Annotated in this window: 18 protein-coding genes; 11 read left to right on the top strand and 7 right to left on the bottom strand. The window is 65.6% G+C overall.

Annotated elements, in window-relative coordinates; all coding sequences use genetic code 11:
* Positions 1–22: 22 nt before the first annotated feature.
* The 4 genes from rffA to ACSFA5_RS17260 all read left to right on the top strand — a co-directional run bounded on the left by rffA (position 23) and on the right by ACSFA5_RS17260 (position 9,000).
* A complete protein-coding gene (rffA, locus tag ACSFA5_RS17275; RefSeq protein WP_435445266.1) occupies positions 23–1,165 on the top strand; it encodes a dTDP-4-amino-4,6-dideoxygalactose transaminase in 1,143 nt (380 codons plus the stop codon).
* Between the two features lie 141 nt (positions 1,166–1,306).
* Positions 1,307–2,344 carry a GDP-mannose 4,6-dehydratase gene (gene gmd / locus ACSFA5_RS17270; protein WP_435445265.1) on the top strand — a complete coding sequence of 346 codons (1,038 nt, stop codon included), beginning with the start codon at positions 1,307–1,309 and terminating at the stop codon, positions 2,342–2,344.
* 79 nt (positions 2,345–2,423) lie between these two features.
* Complete coding sequence (locus ACSFA5_RS17265; protein WP_435445264.1) at positions 2,424–4,964, top strand: glycosyltransferase; 2,541 nt, start codon at positions 2,424–2,426, stop codon at positions 4,962–4,964.
* Between the two features lie 145 nt (positions 4,965–5,109).
* Positions 5,110–9,000, top strand: coding sequence for a glycosyltransferase (locus ACSFA5_RS17260; protein WP_435445263.1), 3,891 nt, complete (start codon positions 5,110–5,112; stop codon positions 8,998–9,000).
* A 15-nt stretch (positions 9,001–9,015) separates the two neighbouring features.
* On the opposite strand, the gene ACSFA5_RS17255 is transcribed toward ACSFA5_RS17260, so the two are convergent.
* The 3 genes from ACSFA5_RS17255 to ACSFA5_RS17245 are packed head-to-tail and all read right to left on the bottom strand — an operon-like array spanning position 9,016 to position 11,942.
* Complete coding sequence (locus ACSFA5_RS17255) at positions 9,016–9,720, bottom strand: ABC transporter ATP-binding protein (protein WP_435445262.1); 705 nt, start codon at positions 9,718–9,720, stop codon at positions 9,016–9,018.
* Positions 9,721–9,723: 3 nt separating this feature from the next.
* Entirely contained in the window at positions 9,724–10,527 is an 804-nt protein-coding gene (locus ACSFA5_RS17250; RefSeq protein ID WP_435445261.1) for an ABC transporter permease, read from the bottom strand.
* On the bottom strand, positions 10,524–11,942 hold the full coding sequence (locus tag ACSFA5_RS17245) for a mannose-1-phosphate guanylyltransferase/mannose-6-phosphate isomerase (protein WP_435445260.1): 1,419 nt from the start codon (positions 11,940–11,942) through the stop codon (positions 10,524–10,526). Before ACSFA5_RS17245 ends, ACSFA5_RS17250 begins: the two co-directional genes overlap by 4 nt.
* 207 nt (positions 11,943–12,149) lie before the next feature.
* Between ACSFA5_RS17245 and ACSFA5_RS17240 the strand changes: the two genes are divergently transcribed.
* Both ACSFA5_RS17240 and ACSFA5_RS17235 read left to right on the top strand, forming a co-directional pair.
* The gene (locus ACSFA5_RS17240) at positions 12,150–14,012 is read left to right on the top strand and encodes a glycosyltransferase family 2 protein (protein WP_435445259.1); all 1,863 of its coding nucleotides are present in this window, start codon (positions 12,150–12,152) and stop codon (positions 14,010–14,012) included.
* On the top strand, positions 14,012–14,995 hold the full coding sequence (locus ACSFA5_RS17235; RefSeq protein WP_435445258.1) for a glycosyltransferase family 2 protein: 984 nt from the start codon (positions 14,012–14,014) through the stop codon (positions 14,993–14,995). The genes ACSFA5_RS17240 and ACSFA5_RS17235 overlap by 1 nt, the downstream gene beginning before the upstream one ends.
* Here ACSFA5_RS17235 and ACSFA5_RS17230 read toward each other — a convergent pair whose 3' ends face one another.
* Complete coding sequence (locus tag ACSFA5_RS17230; protein ID WP_435445257.1) at positions 14,996–15,754, bottom strand: galactosyltransferase-related protein; 759 nt, start codon at positions 15,752–15,754, stop codon at positions 14,996–14,998.
* 45 nt (positions 15,755–15,799) lie between these two features.
* On the opposite strand from ACSFA5_RS17230, the gene ACSFA5_RS17225 reads away from it, so the two are divergent.
* The 4 genes from ACSFA5_RS17225 (at position 15,800) to ACSFA5_RS17210 (ending at position 19,666) form a co-directional block, all read left to right on the top strand.
* Positions 15,800–16,897 (top strand): glycosyltransferase family 4 protein, encoded by a 1,098-nt coding sequence (locus ACSFA5_RS17225; RefSeq protein WP_435445256.1) that lies wholly within the window; start codon positions 15,800–15,802, stop codon positions 16,895–16,897.
* A 59-nt stretch (positions 16,898–16,956) separates the two neighbouring features.
* Entirely contained in the window at positions 16,957–17,850 is an 894-nt protein-coding gene (gene argB / locus ACSFA5_RS17220; protein ID WP_435445255.1) for an acetylglutamate kinase, read from the top strand.
* A gap of 87 nt (positions 17,851–17,937) precedes the next feature.
* Positions 17,938–18,588 carry a nucleoid occlusion factor SlmA gene (gene slmA / locus ACSFA5_RS17215; protein WP_435445254.1) on the top strand — a complete coding sequence of 217 codons (651 nt, stop codon included), beginning with the start codon at positions 17,938–17,940 and terminating at the stop codon, positions 18,586–18,588.
* A gap of 172 nt (positions 18,589–18,760) precedes the next feature.
* Entirely contained in the window at positions 18,761–19,666 is a 906-nt protein-coding gene (locus ACSFA5_RS17210; protein ID WP_435445253.1) for a class I SAM-dependent methyltransferase, read from the top strand.
* 155 nt (positions 19,667–19,821) lie between these two features.
* Here ACSFA5_RS17210 and ACSFA5_RS17205 read toward each other — a convergent pair whose 3' ends face one another.
* Complete coding sequence (locus tag ACSFA5_RS17205) at positions 19,822–21,426, bottom strand: hypothetical protein (RefSeq protein ID WP_435445252.1); 1,605 nt, start codon at positions 21,424–21,426, stop codon at positions 19,822–19,824.
* A gap of 934 nt (positions 21,427–22,360) precedes the next feature.
* Between ACSFA5_RS17205 and ACSFA5_RS17200 the strand changes: the two genes are divergently transcribed.
* Positions 22,361–23,416: a hypothetical protein gene (locus ACSFA5_RS17200; RefSeq protein ID WP_435445251.1), complete on the top strand. Its 1,056-nt coding sequence runs from the start codon at positions 22,361–22,363 to the stop codon at positions 23,414–23,416.
* 277 nt (positions 23,417–23,693) lie between these two features.
* Here the strand turns inward: ACSFA5_RS17200 and ACSFA5_RS17195 are convergent, their stop codons facing one another.
* The gene (locus ACSFA5_RS17195; RefSeq protein WP_435445250.1) at positions 23,694–24,755 is read right to left on the bottom strand and encodes a malate/lactate/ureidoglycolate dehydrogenase; all 1,062 of its coding nucleotides are present in this window, start codon (positions 24,753–24,755) and stop codon (positions 23,694–23,696) included.
* 3 nt (positions 24,756–24,758) lie between these two features.
* Positions 24,759–25,700, bottom strand: coding sequence for an SMP-30/gluconolactonase/LRE family protein (locus tag ACSFA5_RS17190; RefSeq protein WP_435445249.1), 942 nt, complete (start codon positions 25,698–25,700; stop codon positions 24,759–24,761).

Here is a 25,700-nt window from a genome sequence, read left to right as displayed (position 1 = left end):
GGGCAGCAAGGAAATCGACCGTATGAACGACCAACGCATCCCCTTCAACTGGCCGCACATGACCGGCAAGGAACTCTTCTACATCGCGGAGGCCCACTTCAACGGCCGCCTCGCGGGAGACGGCCCTTTCACCAAGCGTTGCCACGCCTGGCTCGAAGAGCGCACCGGCTGCTCGAAAGCGCTGCTCACGCACTCGTGCACCGCGGCGTTGGAAATGGGTGCGTTGCTGCTGGACATCAAGCCCGGCGACGAAGTCATCATGCCGTCCTACACCTTCGTGTCGACGGCCAATGCGTTCGTGCTGCGCGGCGGTGTGCCGGTGTTCGTAGACATCCGCGAGGACACGCTGAACCTCGACGAGAAGCTCATCGAGTCGGCCATCACGCCGCGCACGAAAGCGATCGCACCGGTGCACTACGCGGGCGTCGCCTGCGAAATGGACGAGATCATGGCGATCGCCGCACGGCACGACCTCAAGGTCGTCGAGGACGCTGCCCAGGGCGTGATGTCGACCTACAAGGGCCGCGCGCTGGGTTCCATCGGGCACTTCGGCGCCTACAGCTTCCACGAGACCAAGAACGTGATTGCGGGCGAGGGCGGTGCGCTGCTCGTGAACGATCCGGCGGCGGCGCTACGGGCCGAGGTCATCCGTGAAAAGGGCACCGATCGCAGCCGCTTCTTCCGCGGCGAGGTCGACAAGTACACGTGGCAGGAGGTGGGTTCGTCGTTCCTGCCGGGGGAACTGATCGCCGCATTTTTGTGGGCACAGTTCGAAGAGGCCGACCGCGTCACCCAGGCGCGCCTCGCCGCATGGGACCGCTACAACACGATGCTCGAGCCGCTGGAGCGCCGCGGCGTGCTGCGCCGGCCGGTCGTTCCTGAGGATTGCGTCCACAACGGACACATGTATTACGTGCTGCTTGCAGACGGTTTCGACCGGCAGCGACTTCTCGACGAATTCAAGGCGAACGACATCAATTCGGTGTTCCACTACGTTCCGCTGCACTCTTCGCCCGCCGGCCGACGCTATGGGCGGGCCCATGGCGACACGTTGAGCGTCACGGATTCGCAGTCGGAGCGGCTGGTCCGCCTTCCCCTGTGGGTGGGGTTGACCGAGCAGCAGCAGGACCGGGTGGTCGCCGTTTTGGAAAGCATGCTGAAGTAGCGCCGCCTGTTGGGGTGGCTCTCAGGAACTGTGGCTAAAACGGGATTGCAGGATTTTTAGGCGCTTGCCCTAAAAAGTCGGTCGAATCATTGCGGCACAATTACGCGGCACGTTTCCATATAGAGAAATCTCCAACTACCCATGAAGAAAATCGCAGTTGTCACCGGTGTCACTGGTCAGGATGGCGCCTATCTGGCGCAGCTCCTGCTGAACAAGGGCTACGTCGTGCACGGCACGTTCCGCCGTACCAGTTCGGTCAACTTCTGGCGGATGGAAGAGTTGGGCATTCAGGATCATCCCGACCTGAAGCTGGTCGAGCATGACCTCACCGACCTCGGCAGTTCGCTCACCCTCATCAAGGAAGCCAAGCCGCACGAGGTCTACAACCTTGCCGCCCAGAGCTTTGTCGGCGTGAGCTTCAACCAGCCCGATGCCACGGCGCAGATCACCGGCATGGGCGCGCTTCACTTGCTGGAAGCCATTCGCCTGACCGACCGGAGCATTCGCTTCTACCAGGCCTCGACCTCCGAAATGTTCGGCAAGGTGCAGGCCATTCCGCAGGTCGAGGACACGCCGTTCTACCCGCGCAGCCCCTACGGCGTCGCCAAGCTGTTCGCGCACTGGATGACGATCAACTACCGCGAGAGCTACGACATCTTCGGCGCCAGCGGCATCCTGTTCAACCACGAAAGCCCGCTGCGCGGACGCGAGTTCGTCACGCGCAAGATCACCGATGCGGCCGCCAAGATCAGGCTCGGCAAGCTCGACGTGCTAGAGCTCGGCAACCTGGGCGCCAAGCGCGACTGGGGCTTTGCCCAGGAATACGTCGAAGGCATGTGGCGCATGCTGCAGGCCGATGTGGCCGATACATTCATTCTTGCCACGAACCGTACCGAGACGGTGCGCAGCTTCGTCGACATGGCGTTCAAGGCTGCGGGCTACGAGCTGCGCTTCGAGGGTGAGGAGCACAACGAAGTCGGCATCGACATCGCCACCGGCAAGACGCTGGTGCGCGTGAACCCCAAGTTCTACCGACCCGCTGAAGTCGAGTTGCTGATCGGCAATCCGGCACGTGCCAAGGAAAAGCTCGGCTGGGAACCCAAGACCACGCTCGAGGAGCTGTGCGCGATGATGGTCGAGGCAGACCTTCGCCGCAACAAGCTGGGCTACTCGTTCTGACGGTGTAGCTGCCGATCGTGCCGCGTCGAGTTTTTATCGAGCGAAGCAGGGGCGCCAAGACGCCCACAGTGGAGAAGATTTGATCAACGAACTCAAGCAGGCCGTCCGGCTTTCCAAGAAGGCGCTGCGCGTCCTCGGCATCAGCGCGCGGCACTCCGCGGCGGACGTCCGTGCGATCCAGGAGGGCGGCCTCTTCGATGCCGACTTCTATCTCAAGGAATATCCGGCGGTAGCGTCGAGCGGAAAAGATCCGCTCAAGCATTACTTGGTGCAAGGTTGGAAAGACGGCCTCGAGCCTTCCCCCAACTTTTCGGTGCGGGCCTACATGGCCGAGAACCCCGACCTGCGCAAGGTGAACCTGAACCCGCTCGTGCATTGGGTGCGTTTCGGTCGCCTGGAAGGCCGCGTGTTGCCCGGCGCGCCACGTGCCGAGCCGCTGTGGTCCGATGACGAGGGGCGTCGCTTCCCGCTGCCCGACGACGTCGTGCAGTACGAACTCATTGCCGGCAAGGCCTATTTCGCCGGCGTGGGTTTCGATTTTGCGCAGCGCGAGGCGGGAGATTCGGTCGAGGCCGCCGCCAGGGCAATGGCAGCGAAGACACCGCTGTTGCAGGTGACGACCACCGCGCCCAAGGTGTCGATCATCATTCCCGTCTACGGGCAAACACACTTCGTGCTCAATTGCCTGGACTCGCTTGCCAAGCTGCGTTCGAAGCACTCGGTCGAAATCATCGTCGCCGACGACGCCTCGCCGGTGGCGTCGCGCGTGGACGTGCTGAAGGTCATTCCGTGGATCCGCTACGAGCGGCGCGCCGAGAACGGCGGGTTCCTCGAATGCTGCAACTCCGCGGTGCAACTGGCGAACGGCGAGATCGTCATTCTCCTGAACAGCGACACCCGCGTGGTCGAAGGCTGGCTCGACGAACTGGTCGACGCCTTCACGCTGTTCCCCAAGGCCGGCATGGTCGGCTCCAAGCTCTTCAACGACGACGGCACGTTGCAGGAAGCAGGCGGCATTTTCTGGCGCGACGGTTCGGCCCATAATTACGGCCGTAATCAGGACCCGAACCTGCCGCAGTACTGCTTCGCGCGCCAGGCCGATTTCATTTCGGGTGCGTCGATCGCGTTGCGCAAGACGGTATGGAACGAGCTCGGCGGCTTCGACCCCGAATACAAGCCGGCCTATTGCGAGGACGCCGACCTGGCGTTTCGCTTGCGCCGTGTCGGCTACGAGGTCTGGTTCGTGCCGACCTCGCGTGCCATTCACTACGAAGGCATCACCCACGGGCGCGACACCACCAAGGGCATCAAGGCCTACCAGGTGACGAATCTCGAGAAGTTCGCCAGGCGTTTCAGCGCCGAACTCAAGGCGCACCCGCAGCCGGGCACGAGTTCGATGCGCGCCGCCAGCTGGCGCGTGCGCCGCAATATCCTGGTGGTGGACGCACTCACGCCGACCCCCGACCAGGACTCCGGCTCCATCGTGACCGATGAGGTCATGAGCGCCTACCGGGAGTGCGGCTTCGGCGAGAGCTTCTTCCCGCTGCATTCGCCCTGCTGGTCGAAGAAGTACACCGGTGCATTGCAGCGCCGCGGTGTGTGCTGCTACTACAAGCCCTATGCCGAGGAAATGAACGCGCTGCTCGACATCGACAGCCAGTTCGACTACGCGCTGCTGTACCGCTACAACGTCGCGCATCCGGTCTACGCCATGCTGCGCAAAAAGGCGCCCAGCACGCGCATCCTGTTCGCCAACGTCGACCTGCACTTCCTGCGCGAGACGCGTGCCGCCGAAACATCCAACACGCCGGAGGCCCTGTTCTCCGCCAAGGTCACGAAGAAGCTGGAGCTCGAGATGTTCGCGCAGGCAGATGCCTCGTTCGTCCACACCGAGATCGAGCGCGACGTGATCCAGCAGTCGTTGCCGGCGCCGTTGGGCAACATGGTCGTTCTGCCATGGATCGCCGACGTGTACCGCGACACACCCGCCTTCGCCGGCCGCGCGGACATCATGTTCCTGGGCAACTTCCCGCATGCGCCGAACGTCGATTCAGTTCTGTACTTCGTCAAGTCGATCTGGCCTGCGCTGGAGAAGGACCTGCCCGCCGGCGCAAAGCTGCTCGTCGTCGGCAACAAGCCGCCGCCCGAGGTGCTTGCGCTGGCGTCGGACCGCATCGTGGTCACGGGCTTCGTGGAAGAGCTGGCGCCGTATTTCCAGACGTCGCGCGTGTTCGTCGCGCCGCTGCGCTACGGCGCGGGCATCAAGGGCAAGCTCGTGACCGCGCTGGCGCATGGGGTGCCCAGTGTGGCGACGGCCATTGCCGCCGAAGGCATCGCGCATCCGGGCGAGGGCCATCTGGCCACCACGGACGACCCCGAACAGTTCGCGGCCGAAGTCTTGCGCCTGTACCGTGACGAGGCGGCGTGGAACGCGATGCGCGAAGCTGGTCTGTCCTACGTCGAGGAAAACTATTCGCGCCTGGCGACCTCGAAGATCTGCCTGCGCGCGATGGACGTGGCCGACGCAACCTGGCTGGCCCGGCAGGAGCTTCAGTGCCGACGTTCGCTCGAGCAGATCATGGCGCAGAACGGCGAGTTCGATCGGGTGACGCCCACCTGAGGGCCGCCAGGCCTGCCCCTCTGCCGCTCCCACGGTGAGTCCCATGAATAACGACAGGTCCGATCAGGATCGCCCCGTGCCCCGCGCGGAGACACATGCAGGCCAGTCCGGCGTTTCGGAAGGCGGACACACCTCCGCGTTCGAAATGCTGCTGGACGCGGCCAACCAGCGCGCGCAAGCCGCGCTCGACCGCGAACGCGCCATGCGCGCATCGATGTCCTGGCGCGTCACGGCGCCGCTGCGAAAGGTTTCCTCCGTCGTGCCACCGCGTGTGCGGGCCAACCTGCGCCGCGTCGCCAAGGCGGCATGGTGGGCGATGACACCGTGGCGCATGCCGACACGGCTTCGCGCCATGCGCTTTCGCACGCCGAACGAGGTTTCGCTGCGCGGTGCGTTGGGCGCCTCCGACGCCTACAGCGTGTGGATTGCAACCCGCGAGCGCCGCTCGCCCGCCGTGACCGATGCGCTCGCCACGCGCGTGTCGTTCCTGCTTGCCGCGGGCGCCAATCCGCAGGCTTTGCTGCAGACACTGAAGTCGGTGCGTTCCCAGTCCGTCGGTCATTGGGAAGTCCTGGTGGCGGTGCCACCCGACGCGCCGGCTGCTCTTCAATCGGTGCTCGACGGTCTGGCGAAGGACGCACGCATCGTGCGCGTGCCCGTGCAGGGCGGCTCGCGTGCGCACGGCCTGGCAGCGTGCCTTGCGTCGGCTCGCGGCGAACTCGTCGCGCTGCTGGACGCCGGCGACATGCTGGCCGCCGGCGCATTGAACGAACTGGCGCACGCGCTTCGGCGCGCGCCGAACAGCGACATCTTCTACGGCGATGAAGATCGACTCTCCCGGGAAGGGTTGCGCCAGAGCCCGTACTTCAAGCCGGGCTGGTCGCCCGACCTGCTGTATGCCTTCAACTACTTCGGTCGCCTGACGCTGTTGCGGCGCGACCTGGTGGTCGGCGCGGGCGGCATCGACGCCGCCATGGGCGAAGGCGCGGAGTGGGATCTCAACCTTCGCGCGAGCGACCGGGCCGGCATCGTCACGCGCATTCCGAAGGTACTGTGCCACCGCGGCGCGGACAGCAGGCCCGAAAGGCCGGCGCCGGGCTCCGAGGCGGCCGCCGACCATCGCAGGGCGTTGCAGGCGCACTGGGCGCGGGCGGGCATTGCGGCCAACGTCGAAACCCAGCCTGACGGCACGCAGCGCGCCACCTGGGTGCTGGCGGCGCCGCCGCTGGTGTCGATCGTCATTCCCACCAGGGACAAGGCCGACCTGCTTCGGGTGTGCCTGGACGGGCTGCTGCAAGGCACCGACTACGGCAACAAGCAAATCATCGTTGTCGACACCGGGTCGTGCGAAGAAGCCACGTTTGCGTACTACGAGCAGCTTCGTGTCCACCCCGAGGTGTCGATCGTTCACTTCAGCAAGAAATTCAATTACTCATCGGCCTGCAATTTCGGCGCGGGCTTCGCGCACGGCGACCTCCTGCTGTTTCTCAACAACGACATCGAGGTCGTGGCACCGGACTGGCTTCAGGAGCTGGTGCGGTTCGCGCAGCGACCGGGCGTGGGCGTGGTCGGCACCCAGCTGCGCTATCCGGACGGCGAACTCCAGCACGGCGGTGTCGGGCTGGGCGTGACCCTCTGCGGGCTGATGTACTACGCCGACCACAGCGATGCGTGGGGCGTCTTCGGCTCGGCAGCGCATCCGCGCAACTGGATCGCCGTGATGGGGGCATGCCAGATGGTGTCGCGCGAGGCCTTCGACCGGATCGGGGGCTTCGACGAGTCCTACCTGCTCGCCTTCAGCGACGTCGCGCTGTGCCTTCGGGCCTGGCGTGCGGGATACCGCACGGCCTATGCGCCGCATGCCCGCCTTGTGCACCACGAGGGCGCCACGCGGGGGTCGGTCAACCCGACCCCCGACCTGCAGCGTTTTGCCGACGACGTGCGCCTCCTGGGCATCGACGAAGACCCTTACCTGCATCCCGAGCTCGATGCGCACCAGCCGATTCCCACCCTGCGGGCGGGAGCTGCCCGCTCGCCGCGCGAAAGCCTCCTGATCGATACACGCGCGCTCGGCTCGATGATGTTGCCGTCCTCGACATTGGATCTTTCGGTGGAGCGCACCTGCCTCGACGCCGCGGGCTTGCCGCGCGAAGACGTGCTGTGGGCGCCGCAACCGGCGCACGGCGTGGTCGACGCATGGTCGGCCGCGCGCTGGATCCTGGACCTGCTGCGAACCTGCCCCGAGATCGCGCGGCGTTTCTCCACGGCGCTGTCGGACGGACCCGATGGCAGCTTCGGACGCTGGATTGCGAGTGAAGGCGGTGCCGCGCTGGCGTTGTCCGGCAGCGCAAGGGCATGGGTGGCCCACTGCCTGGGGGCCGGCCTGGGCGCACGGGCCCGGCAGGCCTATCTGTTCGACGAAGGCATCAAGAACAAGCTGCCGCATGGCCTCCTGCCGATGGGGCAGCACGCATTGTTCGGTTGGTTCATGCGCGACGGTCGCCATCTTGCGAATCTGAGACTCGAAGAGATCTGGTGGCTGTTTCGCGAGGCGTCCGAACAACCGGTCGTCGAACTCTTGCGCGCCTATGCCTTCTCGCCGGCCTGGCAGGCGCTCTACCCGGACGGGCTCACGGTCTTCGGCCGTCGCGCGTTCGCCGGGTGGGTGGCGGCGACCTATCGCGTGAAGGAGGGGTGGATCGATCCCGCGTGCTGGCCGGTGGACGCATCACCCGCACGCCAGATCCGCGGGGCCTACTGGGCGCGTGAAGACTGGCGCCTGCTTCATCCTCAGGCGCTGGACGACGCAAGCCGCGCCTCGGCGCTGATCGAGTGGTTGTCCACTCCCGCGGCGGCGCAGCCCGCGGAGGTCGTCGAATGGTCGAAGTCGCTCGATGTCGCGCAGGTGGCGGCCGAGCTGGTGGCGCCGGGCTTGAACGTGATCGGCCATTTCGCCTACCCCTCGGGTCTGCGGGTGTCGATCGAGGCATTGGTCCAGGGGGTGCACAGCGTGGGCGTGCAGACGTCGCTGCGCGACCTGAAGACCGACCGCAAGGACGACCCGCGGCATGCGGACTTCCAGGGCTTCGAGGATTTCGACACCACGCTGATCCACGTGCAGCCCGAGCCGTTCTTCGGCGAGGCCTACAGCCGCAGCGACCTCTTCGAGCGCTCGCCGCGCACCTACCGCATCGCCTACTGGTATTGGGAGTTCGACGTCATTCCGGATTCCTGGCTGCCGCATGTCGAAGAGATCGACGAGGTCTGGGCCGCCACCGAATTCGTGGCGCGTGGCCTGCGTGCCAAGATTTCGAAGCCGGTGCACGTGCTCTTCCCGGGCGTGAAGCTCGGCCCCTTCGAGCGGCGCCCACGTGCCTATTTCGGCCTCGAGGCGGCGCCGTACACGTTCCTGTTCACCTTCCACATGATGAGCGTCATGGAGCGGAAGAATCCGCTCGGCCTGATCCGCGCTTTCGCAAGCGCTTTCCGGCCCGGCGAGCCGGTGCAGCTCGTACTCAAGACCTCGTTCGCGGAGCGGCACCCGGAGCAGTTCCAGGCGCTGAAGGACGCGGCAGCGAAGGTCGGGAACGTGAAGATCATCAACGAGGTCTACAGCCCCGGCGACGTGCTGGCGCTGATGGAGGCCTGCGATGCCTACGTGTCGCTGCATCGCAGCGAAGGCCTGGGCCTGACGATGGCGGAAGCCATGCTGATGGGTAAGCCGGTCATTGCCACCGACTTCTCGGGCAACGTCGACTTCATGGACGAAGGCAACAGCCTTCCGGTGCGCTACGAGATCGTCAAGCTCGGCAAGGCAATTCCGCCCTACGACGCGCATTTCGAATGGGCCGAGCCCTCCGAGGCGCATGCGGCCGAACTGATGCGGCGCGTGTTCGACAACCAGGCCTGGGCCGCGGAACTGGGGCACAGGGCCAAGGCCAGCGCGCAGGCCGCGCTGTCGGTCGATGTGGCGGGCGAGAAGGTCGCGCGGCGGCTTGCCGAGATTCAGGCGCTGCGGCGCAGCCTGCGCCGCTGACCGGCGCGCGCCCGGTCAGGAGACTTCGACGATCCGTCCGTGCTCGAGATGGATCACCCGGTTGCACTCCTTGGCGATGAGTTCCGGCGAGTGCGAGGCCAGCACCAGGATGCCCGACTTGGACACCACGTCGCGCATGCGTTGCTCGGCCTTCTCCGTGAACTCGGCGTCGCCCACCGAGAGCCATTCGTCCATGAGCAGGATGTCGGCTTCGACGCTGGTCGAGATCGAGAACGCCAGGCGCATCATCATGCCGGTCGAGTAGGTGCGCACCGGCATGTTGACGTACTCGCCCAGTCCGCTGAAATCGCAGATCTCGGGCGTGAGGCGGTCGAGATCCTTCTTGCTCATGCCCATCACGAGTCCGCGCAGCATGATGTTCTCGATGCCCGTCGCATCCATCTCGATGCCCAGCGAGGGATCGATCAGGCTGGCCACCGAGCCTTGCCGCATGAATTCGCCCGACGACGGTTCATACACGCCCGCCAGCGTGCGCAGCAATGTCGACTTGCCCGCGCCGTTGTGTCCGATCAGGCCGAGCCGGTCGCCGCTCTTCAGTTCGAGGTTGATGTCGCTGAGCGCCTGCACGACGGTCACGCCGGTTTCCTTGCCGAAGCGTCCGCCGGTCACGGAAGCCGCCAGCGTCTTCTTCAGCGAGGCCGCGCCCGCACCGTAGATCGGAAAGTTGACGGCGACGTTTTTGAGTGAAATGGATGCCATGGATCAGAGCCAGTAGACGACGCGGCGGCGGTACTTCGAGAACAGGAGGGTGGCGGCGACCAGGCACAGCGCGGTCCAGACCATGATGCCGATCCAGCTGTGCAGGTGAGCGACGCCGCCCATCAGCGGCGTGCGAAGCAGGTCCAGCATCTGCGCGAACGGATTCCACAGCACGTACTTGGCGCGGCCCGGCAGGCTTTCGGGCAGCCAGAACACGGGGGTCAGGAACATCAGCATCTGCATCACGCTGGTGACGATCTGCGTGACGTCTCGGTAGCGCGTGCAGATGAGCCCCAGCAGGAGCCCCAGCGCATGCGCGTTGATGATGAGGATGAGGAAGGCGGGCACGATGAGCAGCACCGACCACGACAGCGAAATTCCGGCCCAGAGCGCCACCGGGATGTAGAGCACGATCTGGTGGGCGAACTGGATCAGGTTGCGCGCCAGGCTGCGCCAGACGAACAGGCTGATCGGGAAGTAACCCTGCTTGAGGTAGTTGGACGACCCCACGAATGCGTTGCAGGCGTCGGTCACCACGCTGGAGAAGAACGCCCAGAAGATGATGCCCAGCGCCAGATGCGGAAAGAACCGGGACAGTTCGGTGCCGAACAGCGAGCTGTACAGCGGCCCCATGCCGGCGATCATCACGCCCATGCTCAGGGTGAGCCACAGGGGGCCGAGCATCGAGCGCCGGTAGCGCAGCACGATGTCGAACCATGCGAGGGTCAGCCAGATGTCGGTGCGGCGTGTGCCTTGCCACCAGTCGGCCAGGGCGCTTCGATGTAGATTGGAATGGACTTGGCTCATGTGCGCCCGTAGGTGTCTGCAAGGCGGACGATGTCGTCTTCGCCCAGATAGCCGCCGCACTGGACTTCGATGAGCACGAGCTCATCTTCGCCGGTGTTGGTGAGACGGTGCTTTTCTTTCAAGGGAATGTAGCGGTACTGCCCGGGGAAGGTTTCGTACTCGACCTCTCCGATCTGCACGAGGCCTTGACCCTGTACCACCACCCAATGCTCGGCACGTTCGTGGTGGTACTGCAGGGAGAGCGCCTCACCGGGCCTGACCGTGATGCGCTTGACCTTGTAGCCTTCTTCCTGCTTGAGGGAAGTGTACGTGCCCCAGGGGCGGTGAACCAGCGTGGGCTGATGAACCGTATCGTGCTTGCGGGCTTTGAGTGCGTTCACGACCTGCTTCACCCTTTGCGCGCTGTCCTTGTGCAGCACCAGCAGCGCGTCCGGCGTGTCGACGACGACCAGGTCGTGCACACCGACGACCGCCACCACCTTGGGCCCGAAGCTCTCGACCTGCACGTGCGTGCCCGTGGTATCGAGCGCCACCACGTCGTCGGGCAGCGTGTTGCCGCTGGCGTCGGGAATCAGCGCGTTGGACACGGCGGGCCACGAACCTACGTCGCTCCAGCTGAACTTGGCCGGGACCACGTGAACGTTCGAGGCACGCTCCATGACTGCGTAGTCGATGCTGATGTCCGGCTGCAGGCCGAACGCGTGCAGTTCGAAATTGACGCAGTTGCCGGAGGCCTTGGATGTTTCCAGCGCGGCCCTTGCCGAGCGGATCACCTCCGGCGCGTGCTCTTCGAGCGCCGCGATGATGGTGTCCGCCGTGAAGGCGAACATGCCGCTGTTCCAGTAGTAACGACCTGTTGCCAGATAGCTCTGGGCCGTTTCGAGATCGGGCTTCTCGACGAAGCGCTTCACGCCCTGGCTTTCGCGCGAGACGTGCTCGACTTCGATGTAGCCGAATCCCGTGTCGGGACTGGTGGGGCTCACGCCGAACACCACGAGCTTGCCCTCCTGCGCCAGGCGGAAAGCTTCGCTCGCGCTGGCCACGAAGGCGTGCACGTCCGGCACGAGGTGGTCGGCGGAGAGAACCAGCATCACCGTGTCGCCGCTGAACTGGCGCGCGCATTGAAGGGCGGCCAGCGCGATCGCCGGGCCCGTGTTGCGTCCCTTGGGCTCGAGCAGGAAGGACGTGGCCGGCGGGTCGGGCATCTGTTGGAGCACGTCGCGGGTCAGGAACAGGTGGTCCTTGTTGGTCACGATCATCAGGTCGCCCGTACCGCAGGCCTGGCCGCGTTCGATGGCTTGCTGGAGCAGCGTGGAGTCTCCGATCTTCATGAACGGCTTGGGAAACGCCTGACGCGACGCAGGCCAGAGCCTGGAGCCGGCGCCTCCCGAGAGCACCACTGAGAGCAACCTCATTGTTTTCCTTTTGCTTTTTGACCCGGCCAATTTTACGGGCAGCCCCTTGCGCGGCCGGCGCGGCACCCGGCGCCGGCGGCGACGCGGCTTGGCCCCTGGCTGTTGCGAAGATAATCGCCGGGCGGCGCCATCTCCCCGGCATTGCCGCTGTCTGTTTCTTTTCCCGACCCAAAGTTTCGTTCCACCCGCCTCGCGGGTCTGCAATCCATGCATGCTCTCTACCGATTTCTTCTTGCACTGGCCGCCTTCGGCCGAGGCCCCGGACTGATGGGGCGCTTGCAGCGGGCCTGGCGCATGTTCAAGAAGTCGGGCTGGCCCGGCATCCGCTGGGAGATGGGGCGGCGCATCGGCGGCTACAACAACTACACGACGTGGGTGCGCCGCTACGACACGCTGACCCCCGAGATTCGCAACCGCATCGTGCAGCGCGCGGCTGCCCTGAAAGACCAGCCGCTCATCTCGGTCGTCATGCCCACGTACAACCCCAACCCCGGGTGGCTGCGCGAGGCCATCGAGTCGGTGCGCGCCCAGATCTACCCGAATTGGGAGCTCTGCATCGCCGACGACGCGTCGCCCTCGGCCGAGGTGCGCGCCATCCTCAAGTCGTACAGCGAGAGCGACCCGCGCATCAAGGTCGTGTTCCGACCTCAGAACGGCCACATCTCGGCCGCTTCCAACAGCGCGCTGGAACTGGTGTCCGGCCCCTGGGTGGCGCTCATGGACCACGACGACCTGTTGCCCGCCGACGCGCTGTTCTGGGTGGCCGACTGCATCGCCGCCAACCCGGGCGTGCAGCTGATCTACTCGGACGAGGACAAGGCCGACGAAAGCGGCTTCCGTTTCGGCCCCTACTTCAAGCCCGACTGGAACGTCGATCTCTTCCGCTCGCAGAACATGTTCAGCCACCTGGGCGTGCTGTCGACCGAGCTGATGCGTTCCGTCGGCGGCTTTCGCGTGGGCATGGAAGGCTCGCAGGACTGGGACCTGGTGTTGCGCTGCATCGAGCGCATCGATGCCGCTCAGATCCGCCACATTCCGCGCGTGCTGTACCACTGGCGCGTGCACAGCGAGAGCACGGCGCGCTCGATGAGCGCCAAGCCGTATGCGGCCCTCGCGGGCGAGCGGGCGCTGAACGAGCACTTCCAGCGCACCGGCGTGCGCGCCACGGCCGAGCACCTCGATTTCGGCTATCGCGTGCGCTACGCCTTGCCCGATGCCTTGCCGCTGGTGTCGGTGATCATTCCCACGCGCAACGCCCTGCAGCTCACGCGCCAGTGCGTCGAGTCGATCCTTTCCAAGACCACCTACTCGAACTACGAAATCATCATCGTCGACAACGGCTCCGACGACCCGGCCACGCTGGCCTGGTTCAAGCACATCGCCGCCGAAAAGCCGAATGTGCGCGTGCTGCGCGACGACCGCGATTTCAACTATTCGGCGCTGAACAACGGCGCCATTCCCTCTGCCAACGGCGAACTGCTGGCGCTGGTCAACAACGACATCGAGGTCATCACGCCGGACTGGCTGAGCGAAATGGTGAGCCTGGCCGTGCAGCCGGGCGTGGGCGCGGTGGGCGCGCGGCTGTGGTACCCCAACAAGACGCTCCAGCACGCTGGCGTGATCCTGGGCATCGGCGGTATTGCCGCGCATGCGCACCGTGGCATGCCGGTCGGCCGCGAAGGCTACGCGGGCCGTGCCGCGCTGATCCAGTCGTTCTCGGCCGTCACCGCGGCCTGCCTGGTGATCCGGAAGCAGCACTACCTGGCGGTGGGCGGCCTGGACGAAGTGAACCTCAGGGAATCCTTCAACGACATCGATTTCTGCCTGCGCCTGCGCGAGGCCGGCCTGCGCAATGTCTGGACGCCGTACGCCGAACTCTTCCACTACGAGTCGGCCACGCGTTCGAAGAACATGTCCCCGAAGCGGCAGGCGCAGTTCCAGGAAGAGTCCGCCTACATGCACAAGCGCTGGGGCGACCTCCTGCAGAACGACCCCGCCTACAGCCCCAACCTCATGCTGGCGCGCGAGGACTTCAGCTACGCCTGGCCGCCCCGCCTCGCGCCGGTCTGATGGCCCTGGACGTGTCCGTCGCGCTGTGCACCCGCAACGGCGCGCGCTACCTCCCCGAGCAGGTTCGCAGCATCTGCGCGCAGACGCCGCTGCCGCGGGAGATCGTGCTGTCCGACGACGGCTCCACCGACGGCACCGTGGACGTGGTGCGCCACACCCTCGCGCAGTGCGGCGTGGCCGACCAGGTCGCGCTGCGCGTGTTCAGCAACGTGCCGCCGCTGGGCGTCACGCGCAATTTCGAGCAGGCCGTGAGCGCCTGCAGCCATGAACTCATCGCCCTGTGCGACCAGGACGACGTCTGGCACCCCGGCCGGCTCGCGCGCATGGTGGCGCAGTTCGAGGCGCGGCCCGACCTGTTGCTGCTGCACACCGATGCGCGCCTGGTCGACGCCGAACTGAAACCGCTGGGCTCCACGCTGTTCCATGCGCTGGAGGTGCAACCCGCCGAGCTGGCGGCCATCGCCGGCGGAGAGGCCTTCGGCGTGCTGCTGCGGCGCAACCTCGTGACGGGCGCCACCACGGTGTTTCGCAAGACCTTGCTCGAAGCGGCGCTGCCGTTCGCGCCCGAGTGGGTGCACGACGAATGGCTGGCCGCGGTGGCGTCGGCCATCGGGCACATCGACGTGCTGCCCGAGCCGACCATCGACTACCGGCAGCACGCCAGCAACCAGATCGGTGCGCGGCGGCTCACGCTGTCCGAGAAGGTGGCCAAGGCCTTTGCCGAACGCGGCGACAAGCATGTGGCTCGCCTGCGCCGGGCCGAGGCCCTGCTGCAGCGCCTGCGGCAGCTCGGTGCGCGTGTGCCGGCCAGGTACCTGGACGCACAGCAAGCCAAGGTCGCGCACCAGCGCTTCAGGGCGCAGCTTCCGGCGGCACGGCCCTTGCGCCTGCTGTCCATCCTGCGTGAGGCGGCCAGCGGTCGGTATGCGCGCTTCGGCCGCGGCGGCCATGCGATTGCGCAGGACCTGCTCGAACGCGGCTAGCTATCTGCGCAGCCGCCAGTACCGCCAGAACGTCCCCGACAGCCACACCTTCAGCAGACTGGTCACGTGCCAGTACAGGTATTTCTTGCTCCGGTGGCTGTCGCGTTGCGCATCGTGCCGGGCCACCAGGTCTTCGCCGACCTGCAGTTTCCAGCCCGCGAGCCGGGTGCGCGCGCAGATGTCGAAATCTTCGCCGTACATGAAGAAGCGCTCGTCGAAGCCGCCGACCTGCCGGTAGGCTTCGCTGCGAAACAGCATGAACAGCCCCGGAATCCATGCCGGCACCCGGGGCCGCACGTAGCCGGGCTTCTTGCGCTCGACGATCTCGAACGGCGTGAGCAGCGCCCGGTGCGGCTCCGGCTCGGCCTTGCCGGGCTCCAGGATGCGCGGCGTCAGCAGCCCGGCGTCGGCCGCGGCCTGCGCGAGCAGCGGCGTCAGCACGTCGCCGTCGAGGCGGATGTCGGGGTTGAGCACCAAAAACCACGGGCTGGCGCAGCGCTCGAAGGCCTGGTTGTGATTGGCGCCGAAGCCCTTGGGGCTTGCGTTCGTGATGCGCTCCACCTCGAAGCCCCAGTTCCGCCCCGAGAGCAGGTCAGGCTCCGGAATGTTCAGCGTGAGCAAGACCTTGGCGATCGCGGCGCGGCAGTGCCGGTCCAGTTGATCGAGCAGCGGCAGCACCAGCGCGAGCTGGCCGTGGCTGACGATTGAAATCGTGATCGGGGGAAACGGACGGGGGAAGGGGGAGGGGGGCGTGGACATGGTCTAATTTCGCTCGGGAATTCTAGGGTTCCCCAACCCCCACACATGATTGCTCTGATCGTCATCAGTTTCTTCGTCGCCGCCTTCTCGGTCCAGGTGTTCATGCGCCGCGCGCGCAGGCATGCCCGTGTCTACGGCGCCGACATGCCCCAACGCTTCCACAAGGGCCATGTGCCGCGCCTGGGCGGTGCGGGCATCCTGCTGGGCATGGGGGTGGCCTGGCTGGCGGCCGGCATCACCGGCACCGACCCGTTCAACGTGTCGTGGCCCGCGAAGACCTCGATGCTCACGCTGCTGTGCATCCTGCCGGCCGTGCTGGGCGGCATCGTCGAAGACGTCACCCAGAAGGTCAAGGTCCGCTACCGGCTCGGGCTGACCATCGGCTCGGCGCTGCTGGTGTGCTGGCTGCTGGGGCTGGGCGTCGCGCGCACCGGCTTCGAGATCGTCGACGGCTGGCTGGTGATGATTCCCTTCGCCACCGTGCTGTTCGCGGTGCTCGCCATCGGCGGCCTGCCGCACGCCTTCAACATCATCGACGGCTACAACGGCCTGGCGGGCACGGTCGCCGTGCTGGTGTGCCTGGCCATCTCGCACGTGGCGCTGCAGGTGGGCGACCGGCAACTGGCGGCCATGATGGTCTGCCTGGTCGGCGCCACCATGGGGTTCCTGGTGTGGAACTACCCGCGCGGCAAGATCTTCGCCGGCGACGGCGGCGCCTACGTCTGGGGCATGGTGATCGCCGTGGCCGTGGTCATGCTGGTGCAGCGCCACCGCGTGGTCTCGCCCTGGTTCCCGATGCTGCTGCTCATTTACCCGGTGTGGGAGACGCTGTTCTCCATCTACCGCAAGCTGGCGCGCGGCCAGTCGCCCGGCACGGCCGACGCGCTGCATTTCCACCAGCTGATCTTCCGGCGCATCGTGCGCGTGGCGCTGGCCGACGACGAGGCCCGCCAGCTGCTGGCGCGCAACAACCGCACATCGCCGTACCTCTGGATGTTCGCCGCCATGTCGGTGGTGCCGGCCGTGCTGTTCTGGAACAACACACCCGTGCTGATGTTCTTCTGCCTGCTGTTCGTCACGACTTATGTGGGTGCGTACCTCATGATCGTGCGCTTCAAGGTGCCCCGCTGGCTGCGTCCGTGACAGCCACTGTCTTGCGAGAATTTCCCCTCATCGTCCAACGCTTCGGAGCCTGACCGCCCATGACCGACCCCGTCCTCAACATTCCCCCGCGCGACAAGGCCGAGATCCTGGCCCAGGCGCTGCCGTACATCCGCAAGTTCCACGGCAAGACCATCGTCATCAAGTACGGCGGCAATGCCATGACCGACCCCGCGCTGCAGGCCGACTTCGCCGAAGACGTGGTGCTGCTCAAGCTGGTCGGCATGAACCCGGTGGTGGTGCACGGCGGCGGCCCGCAGATCGAGGCGGCGCTGAACAAGCTGGGCAAGAAGGGCAGCTTCATCCAGGGCATGCGCGTGACCGACGCCGAGACCATGGAGGTCGTCGAATGGGTGCTGGCCGGCGAGGTGCAGCAGGACATCGTGGGCCTGATCAACCAGGCCGGCGGCAAGGCCGTGGGCCTGACAGGGCGCGACGGCGGCCTCATTCGCGCGCAGAAGCTCAAGCTGGCCGACCGCAACGACCCCAGCGTGCACCACGACGTGGGCCAGGTCGGCGACATCGTCTCCATCGACCCCAGCGTGGTGAAGGCGCTGCAGGACGACGCCTTCATTCCCGTCGTCAGCCCCATCGGCTTCGGCGAGGACAACGAGAGCTACAACATCAATGCCGACGTCGTGGCCGGCAAGCTGGCCATCGTGCTCAAGGCCGAGAAGCTCATGCTGCTGACCAACACGCCCGGCGTGCTCGACAAGACCGGCAAGCTGCTCACCAACCTGAGCGCGCGCGAAATCGACGACCTGTTCGCCGACGGCACCATCTCGGGCGGCATGCTGCCCAAGATCGAAGGCGCCCTGGACGCGGCCAAGAGCGGCGTGAACGCGGTGCACATCATCGACGGCCGCGTGCCGCACGCGATGCTGCTCGAGATCCTGACCGACCAGGCCTACGGCACGATGATCCGCGCCCGCTGACCCCCAGGCCGCGTGCAAGCAGCGTAGAGGGCGCGTGCTCACTGCGCTGTGCGAGAATCAATTGATTACATCTTTGCACGCGCTCCCATGCAGAACGAAGAGACGACCAGTGCTTCCGGCGTAGAGACCCCTGCAGACCCGCCCACCCCCCCGGCGCGCAAGCGCCCGAAGCCGGGTGAGCGGCGCGTGCAGATCCTGCAGGCGCTGGCCGCCATGCTCGAGCAGCCCGGCGCCGAGCGTGTCACCACCGCGGCCCTGGCCGCGCGGCTCGAGGTGAGCGAGGCGGCGCTGTACCGCCATTTCGCCAGCAAGGCCCAGATGTTCGAGGGGCTCATCGACTTCATCGAGCAGAGCGTCTTCACGCTGGTCAACCAGATCCTCGAGCGCGAGGGTGCCACCGGCGCCCAGCAGGCCGGCCGCATTCTCACGCTGCTGGTCCAGTTCGCCGAGCGCAACCCCGGCATGACCCGCGTCATGGTGGGCGACGCGCTGGTCTACGAGAACGAGCGCCTGCAGCAGCGCATGAACCAGTTCTTCGACAAGATCGAAGCCACCTTGCGCCAGGTGCTGCGCGGCGCGGCCGCCGCCGAAGGCTCGGCCACGCCCAGCGTCGATGCGCAGGTGCGCGCCGCAGCGCTCACAGCGTTCGTGGTGGGGCAGCTGCAGCGCTTTGCGCGTTCGGGCTTCCGACGCGCGCCTTCAGAACACCTCGAAGCGACGATCGCGCTGCTCGTCTGAGCGGTTTCTCGCAGGGCGTCGCCGGCCTGCTTAAGACCAACCGGCAGCCGGGCCGTGATGGCATGCCCACCCGGAGAGCGTCGAGGGCAACGACGCGCTTTTTCCCCGTACCGAAGCTGCGCGCTGCGACTTAAACTGCGCTGTTCTCACATAAAAATTTGGAGCGAGGGACATGAGCATCGTGAAAAGGGCTTTGCGCAAATTGCGCCTGGCCGCATCGAGTTGGCACACGCGACGCGAGTCGCCGACACCGACGCTGTCGGCAGTGCCGCCACCTTCCGCAACGCCGGCACCGGTCATCGAGCCGATAGAGTCGCCCGTCATGGCCGAGCCCGTGGATGAAGGCCCCGTGTTTTCAGGCGTCTGCCCTGTCTGCGGCACGCAGAGCCGGTTTGCCGGCTTCACCGACAACCCGCGCGAATCGGGCCGGTGCTCGAATTGCCAGTCGTTCAACCGCCAGCGGCAGATGGCCTATCTGATTCGGCAGCAGTGCGGCTTGCCGAACGACGGCAGCTGGCACTTTCCCTCCGGCTTCGTGACCTACAACACCGAGACCACGGGCGCGCTGCACCTGCAGCTGGTCGAACTGCCCGGCTATGTGTGCTCGGAGTACTTCGGCGACCAGTACGCCTCCGGCGAGATGGTCGACGGGCGTCGCCATGAAGACCTTCAGGCACTGTCTTTCGCCGACGCTTCGCTCGACCTCGTGATGTCGAGCGACGTGATGGAGCACATGCCCGAGCCCTACGCCGCGCATGCGGAAATCTTTCGCGTGCTCAAGCCTGGCGGGCGCCACATCTTCACGGTCCCCTACAGCCCGCTGCTGGCCGAGGACCAGGTCCGCGCCAAGATCGTCGACGGCGAAATCGTCTATCTCGAAGAGAAGGCTTTCCACGGCGACCCGGTGCGGCCCGACGAAGGCGTGCTGGTCTGGACGATCTTCGGCCTGAACATGCTCGACCGCCTGCGAGCGCTCGGTTTCGAGGCCACGCAATGGGACCTGGACCAGCCGACGCACGGCATCATCGGCCCCGGCGCGCTGATCTTCGAGGCCAGGAAGCCTTCCACGCGGGCGTGATCAGGCACAGCCGTCGCAGCATTGAGCTGCGCGTGGTAGCTGACCTTGATCTGAAAATTCTTCGACCGAATTAACCGAGACATCCGGATGGATCGGCTGACCAAGCGAAGCCGTCGGTCGGGCTGGGGAGGTTTATCGTTCGGCCTGCGATGCTGTCAGGCGCTGCATCGATACGACGATGGTGCGATCGATCCGGCGGGTGGCGTGGAGATCTCCTCGAGCCGCCCAGCGAAGTGTTCACGGCAGTAGGCCTCCAGCAGCTTGATCTGAACGCTGGTGGCAAAGATGGGCACGCCTTCCGGACTGCGCAAGCGAACAATCATGTCGCGCCCGGCAAGGCTCTCCGATCGCGATACCGCGAAAGGTGCCAACGTCGACACGCCAAGCCCGTACAGCCTGTACGTCATTGCGCGCTCGGAAATTCCGAGCACGGGGTAGACCGCTTCGAACGGGAAGCTGGAGGCCCACAGGACGACGGGTTGACCGTCAACGCCGCTGACCTGTTCGCGAACTTGCGCATCGGCGCTCCTGAACGCTCTTGATTCAGTAACGAGGTTGACCATATTGACCACGGCTGCGACGCCGAGCACGATGGCGAACAGGGCGTTGTATCGTTGGCGCCAACGGAATTCCGGCAACGGCGCGACGATGAGCAAGGCGAGCACGGGAACGTAAACGCGAAGAACGCCAGGTCGGCCGAGGTATCCCATCGCGGCGATGCCAACGAGAAAAATCGCCCAAGCACATAGTGTTGAGCGTCTGGCACCAATCGCGGAAACCCCAAGCGCGACCAAGGTGAGCAGCCAGATGGATGGCTGACCCAAAGCTTTGATGCCAAGCACTGCGTTGATGAACTTGTGCTCTTGTATCGGGCTTCCGCCTGCTTCCAAGATCATCGCTTGAAGTGCTGGAGGATTCGCCACTTTCGGATCGACGAAGAACCAACCTTCGATCAACGTGACGTCATTCAGGCTGAAGCTGTGCCTGGACAGCACGTCGGGACGCGCTTTGACGGGCTCAGCGGCGCCGAAATCCGTCATCAGCGCACGGACGGGATTGAGGGCGTTGAAATCGCGCCATTCCGGTGTTCGGTAGGCCTGGTAGTCGACAACGGCACTTGCGACGACGGCGCAAGCCAGAGCGCCGGCCCCAACCAGCGCCCGTCGGTCCCTGAGAAATTGGCCGACTGGAAGGAAGGGCAAGCCCGCTGCGCAGACAAACAAAAACTCCTGCGAGCGGATGAGGTAGCTGGCAAAGGCAAGCAGGCAAGCGGCGGCCAAGAGACTGGCCTTTCCGTCTCTGGCATACACGCGCAAGAGCATGATGGACGCGACCATGAGCAAGCCAGCGTTCACCGTGAACTGCGGAAACAGGATTGGTCCCGTGAAAACGAAAACGACCACTGCGGCGCAAACCGCAAGGCTCACTCGCAATCGCAGCAACGCGAAGCCGATCGCCGAACCTGAAACCAGCAGCGCTGCCATCGTAGCAAGTGAGTATCCCGGTGTGCCGTTCAGTGTCGGCAAGCTGCGGACGAAGTAGCCCCACAGCAGGTTTGAGAACATGAGGTTGGGTGGTGAGCCACCAGAGACGACGCCATAGCCGTGCGCCACCATGGACATGAATGCGTCGTCGTTCGTCTGCCACCGTGGGGCGGCGAGCCAGCACAACAGGATGAGCGTTGTCCCGGCTGTGATCAGCGCGATCGCAAGATCCTTCCAGCTCGAATCGTCGCTGTCATTCCGAGCTGAACTAGCCATGAAAAATTTCCGCAGTGATGTAGTCAAAAAACAGAATGGCATGGGTTGACGCCATGCAGCGCGCGCATCGAGGGGCGGTTGCGAGCAATCCGCCGAGGTTGGGCGCGGGGGGATGGTAACCGTCCAAACGCGCCAAGCGCCGGGTCCGCCCGAAGCCGAGGTGCGGCGAAGCCTTCCATGAAGAGATGGTCGGGTCCGGTCGACCACGGGCTGCCGCTTGGGGGTCATCTACCGTCGCAACGTCCTGCTACTGCTAGCCATCACCCTCCGCGTTCTCGCTGGAGGCTGTGATTCGGGCCACCGCGGGCCGCGCACAATACGTGAATGAAAGCCGCTCCAGACGTCCCGACTGCACTTCCTCGATGGCCTGCGCGGATGGGGTGCGCTTGTGGTGGTGCTGTACCACGTGTCTCTCGACGGATCAGGCAGAGACAGAGGCGTCCTGACCCGCGGTCACTGGATACTTCGCGTCGTGATGCCCGGGTCGATCCCGAAGATTCTCCAGGTGGCGCTGCCGCCCGTCCCAAAGCTGGTGCAGCAGACTCCGGCTGGGCGAGTGTGGGATTCCTGAAATAAGTTGCTCGACGCTTTGACCGAGGAGCGTGGCCGACTCGTCGCGATGTGCGTCAGCGACTCATTCGCGCCGCTCAGCCTGGCTCGGTCGATCATGAACTGCCGTTCGGCGCTCGCCTATCGCCGTAACTTCTATGCCTCCCAATGTCCGACCCGTATCGCCCGCGCTTGTGCTGGGCGATTTTCGGTTTTTGGCTGCCGTCACAATGCGATGCAAGTAGCAAGTAGCAAGTAGCAAGAAGGAGAAGACTTGAAAAATGTAGCCGCAGCCACTCCAGTCCACCCAGTGGGAGGGATGCACCGCCGATGGGCGGTAGTGTGCTGGGCCGCAGTGATTGCTGCTGTGATGTTCTCGATGCCCATGCTCCCTTACCTGCAGGAGCCGGCAGACCTGTGGAATCACATCCAGTATGCGAAGTCTATCCACCAGTGGTCCGACGTCGTCTCGCCGCACTTTCTGTTCCAACTGCTGGTTATCGCGATCGCCAAGGCGAGCAGCCTTTCTTACGAGGCTGCGGCCATCGTTCTGATGTCACTGTGCTATGCAGGTATGGCGGGGATGATCGGAGCCCAGATCCGTCGATCTTCGCCGAGGGGGAGCCCGATGGGCGCACTGAGCGTCGCAGTCTTGGTCCTGCTGGTCTCTCACATCTTCGTGCAGACCGCGCTCGCGCTGAACTTCTACTATGGCTACATCGCGCCAACCGTCTACCACAACCCGACTCAGGTGCTCTCGAAGGCACTCTCGATAGCAGTTCTGTTCGCCTACTTCAGGGTTGCCTTCGAAGGACAGAAGGGCGCAGTTTGGATGGTGATATTGCCCGTCGGCGTGATCCTTTCCGCTGTTGCGAAGCCATCGTTCCTGATCGCGTTCTTGCCGTGCGTGTGCGCTGTAGAGTTTTATCGTGCGTTGTCCGGCTCATGGAAAGCGGCTCTGCGAAACCTCACGTTGGTCGCAATACCGGCGTGCATCGTGTTGGCGCTCCAGTACCGAGTGACCTTCAATGGCAGCCCAGGGGGGGGAGGGCTCGGATTTGCACCGTTCGCAGTCTATGGCGGGCCGGCGGACGTGCTCAAAAAGCTTCCGGGCTCGCTTCTATTTCCAGTCGTGGCCGCCGTGGTCATCTGGCGCCAGCGCGCGAAGGCTAACCGGCTGCTGTTCGCATGGTTCCTCTACGCCGTTGGGATGACGATCAGCATCTGTGTCGTGGAGTCTGGCGGGCGCATGATGCAAGGAAATTTCGCGTGGACTGGGCAGACTGTGACGTTCTTGCTCTATGTCGAAAGCGCCATCGCAGTTGCGGCTGTGGCTTGGCGTAGAGCTTGGCCGGCATGGGCGGCATTTGGGCTCCACGTGATCTTTGGAGCCATCTGGTATTCAGCAGCCTTGCTCATGCCGATAGGCACATTCTTGTAGTCCGTGGAGTTGGTCCCGATTCACCTCTGAGCAAGGCGGCACGCCGGAACGCTCGGTAGCTCTGCGCGCCGGAGAAGGAGCAACGCGGCCCCGCACCAGCAGCGCTTCCTCTGTAGCGCGGTCGTAGCAAGCGTCGCATTCCCGCCGACCGCGCCGTAGCGACGACCGGACCACTCAGCGCGGCTCGAACCGCCGGTGCGGACCCGAATGCTGGGGTCGTGTGGGAGCGGACAGGTCTTCGTCGCCCGGCCCCTCTCCCGATTTGGACGAGGCGCAATCAGACCGAAACGCTCACACCCACCTTAGCCCCCGCCGCCACAATCTCCCCCCACGTCGCATCGTCCACCCAGATCCCGTCCTTGCGCCGCGCCGCACGCGCCTTGCGCTCAGGCTCGCCCGCCAATTGCACTTCATTGAAGCCCTGTCCCGGCGGGCTCTGGCGCAGCCACTCGACGAACTCCCGCGCTTCCTGCTCGAACGACGTTTGCGTGCCCAGCCGCTCGGGGTCGATCAGCACGGTCAGCATCCCGTTCAGCACCGTGCGCGAGGCGTCTGCCGGCCGGTGCCAGGTGCCCCCGCCCGACAGCGCGCCGCCCAGCAGCTCGCACGCCACCGCCATGCCGTAGCCCTTGTGCTCGCCGAAGGTCATGAGCGCGCCGAACAGCCCGTTGCCCTGCGGCACCACCACCACGCCCGGGTCGTTGGTGGGCGCGCCGTTCTCGTCGATCAGGTAGCCGTCGGGCACCTGCTCGCCCTTGTTGTGCGCCACGCGCATCTTTCCCTGCGCCACGCGGCTGGTCGCGTAGTCGAGCACGAAGGGGTCGGCGCCCGCCAGCGGGATGCCGATGCAGCACGGGTTGGTGCCGAAGCGCCCGTCGCCGCCGCCCCAGGGCGCGACCACCGGGCGCGACAGCACGTTGACGAAGTGCAGGGCCACCAGCCCCTGCGCCGTCGCCATCTCGGCGAAGTGGCCGATGCGCCCCAGGTGGTGCGCGTGCGAGAGCGTGAAGATGCAGCTGCCGTGCTGCCGGGCGCGCGCAATGCCCAGTTCCATCGCCTGCACGCCGACGATCTGCCCGTAGCCGTGCTGGCCGTCCAGGCCCATCAGCGTGCCGATGTCCAGGTTCACGCGCACGGCGGCGTTGGGCTTCAGGCCGCCTTCGGCCACCGCGTCGACATAGCGCGGCAGCATGCCCACGCCGTGCGAGTCGTGGCCGCTGAGGTTGGCCAGCACCAGGTTGGCCGCCACCTGTTGCGCTTCGGCCGGCGAACTGCCCGCGGCTTCGAGGATGCGGGTGGCGGTGGCTTGCAGGCTGTCGGCCGGCAGTGTTCTGGACATGAGTCAGACTCCCTTTGCGTTCAAGGTGATGGCATAGAGCGACGAGGTCGCGCAGATGAAAAGGCGGTTGAGCTTCGGCCCGCCGAAGCACACGTTGGCCACGCGCTCCGGCACGAGGATCTTGCCCAGCAAGGTGCCGTCGGGGTGGTAGGCGTGCACGCCGTCCGCGGCGCTGGTCCAGATGCGGCCCTCGGTGTCCAGGCGAAAGCCGTCGAACAGCCCGTTCGTGCATTCCGCAAACACCTCGCCGCCGCTCAAAGAGCGCCCGTCGGGGCCCACCTTGAACTTGCGGATGTGGCGCGGCCCGTCCGCCGCATGGCTCGCGCCCGTGTCGGCGATGTACAGCAGCGACTCGTCGGGCGAGAACGCCAGCCCGTTGGGCTTGACGAAGTCGTCGGTCATGCGCGCGACCTCGCCGCTCGCGGGGTCGATGCGGTACACGTGGCAGGCGCCGATCTCGCTGTCGGCGCGCAGGCCCTCGTAGTCCGACAGGATGCCGTAGCTCGGGTCGGTGAACCACACGCCGCCATCCGAATGCACCACCACGTCGTTCGGTGAATTCAGCCGCTTGCCCTGCCAGTGCGAGGCCAGCACCGTGATGCTGCCGTCGTGCTCGGTGCGCGTCACGCGGCGCGTGAGGTGCTCGCAGCTCACGAGCCGGCCCTGGCGGTCGACCGTGTGGCCGTTGGTGTTGTCGGCCGGCGCGCGGAACACGCCCACCGTGCCGTTGACCTCGTCGTAGCGCAGCATGCGGTTGTTCGGAATGTCCGACCACACCAGCGTGCGGTGCGCGCCGAACCACGCTGGGCCTTCGCACCAGCGCGCACCGGTCCACAGGCGCTCCAGGCGCTCGGGGCCGGGAATGCAGGTGTTGAAGCGCGGGTCCAGCCGTTCGAAGCCGGTGCCGTCCAGAAAGCCGAAGGGGAGGTCTTGGAGGGTGGCCAT

Origin of the sequence: Variovorax monticola (assembly GCF_051216855.1) — a bacterium.
GTDB lineage: Bacteria > Pseudomonadota > Gammaproteobacteria > Burkholderiales > Burkholderiaceae_C > Variovorax.
The sequence above is the reverse complement of the archived record's forward strand: the minus strand, read 5'-3'. Positions and strand labels throughout refer to the sequence as shown.

What these genes read in the sequence shown, in the direction of transcription:
- ACSFA5_RS17250 (WP_435445261.1), bottom strand. Translation starts at nt 10,527, where the DNA reads ATGAGCCAAGTCCATTCCAATCTACATCGAAGCGCCCTGGCCGACTGG.
- ACSFA5_RS17200 (WP_435445251.1), top strand. Translation starts at nt 22,361, where the DNA reads ATGCTCCCTTACCTGCAGGAGCCGGCAGACCTGTGGAATCACATCCAG.
- ACSFA5_RS17210 (WP_435445253.1), top strand. Translation starts at nt 18,761, where the DNA reads ATGAGCATCGTGAAAAGGGCTTTGCGCAAATTGCGCCTGGCCGCATCG.
- ACSFA5_RS17205 (WP_435445252.1), bottom strand. Translation starts at nt 21,426, where the DNA reads ATGGCTAGTTCAGCTCGGAATGACAGCGACGATTCGAGCTGGAAGGAT.
- ACSFA5_RS17240 (WP_435445259.1), top strand. Translation starts at nt 12,150, where the DNA reads ATGCATGCTCTCTACCGATTTCTTCTTGCACTGGCCGCCTTCGGCCGA.
- ACSFA5_RS17190 (WP_435445249.1), bottom strand. Translation starts at nt 25,700, where the DNA reads ATGGCCACCCTCCAAGACCTCCCCTTCGGCTTTCTGGACGGCACCGGC.
- ACSFA5_RS17230 (WP_435445257.1), bottom strand. Translation starts at nt 15,754, where the DNA reads ATGTCCACGCCCCCCTCCCCCTTCCCCCGTCCGTTTCCCCCGATCACG.
- ACSFA5_RS17245 (WP_435445260.1), bottom strand. Translation starts at nt 11,942, where the DNA reads ATGAGGTTGCTCTCAGTGGTGCTCTCGGGAGGCGCCGGCTCCAGGCTC.
- ACSFA5_RS17260 (WP_435445263.1), top strand. Translation starts at nt 5,110, where the DNA reads ATGCTGCTGGACGCGGCCAACCAGCGCGCGCAAGCCGCGCTCGACCGC.
- ACSFA5_RS17255 (WP_435445262.1), bottom strand. Translation starts at nt 9,720, where the DNA reads ATGGCATCCATTTCACTCAAAAACGTCGCCGTCAACTTTCCGATCTAC.
- rffA (WP_435445266.1), top strand. Translation starts at nt 23, where the DNA reads ATGAACGACCAACGCATCCCCTTCAACTGGCCGCACATGACCGGCAAG.
- ACSFA5_RS17235 (WP_435445258.1), top strand. Translation starts at nt 14,012, where the DNA reads ATGGCCCTGGACGTGTCCGTCGCGCTGTGCACCCGCAACGGCGCGCGC.
- argB (WP_435445255.1), top strand. Translation starts at nt 16,957, where the DNA reads ATGACCGACCCCGTCCTCAACATTCCCCCGCGCGACAAGGCCGAGATC.
- slmA (WP_435445254.1), top strand. Translation starts at nt 17,938, where the DNA reads ATGCAGAACGAAGAGACGACCAGTGCTTCCGGCGTAGAGACCCCTGCA.
- ACSFA5_RS17195 (WP_435445250.1), bottom strand. Translation starts at nt 24,755, where the DNA reads ATGTCCAGAACACTGCCGGCCGACAGCCTGCAAGCCACCGCCACCCGC.
- gmd (WP_435445265.1), top strand. Translation starts at nt 1,307, where the DNA reads ATGAAGAAAATCGCAGTTGTCACCGGTGTCACTGGTCAGGATGGCGCC.
- ACSFA5_RS17225 (WP_435445256.1), top strand. Translation starts at nt 15,800, where the DNA reads ATGATTGCTCTGATCGTCATCAGTTTCTTCGTCGCCGCCTTCTCGGTC.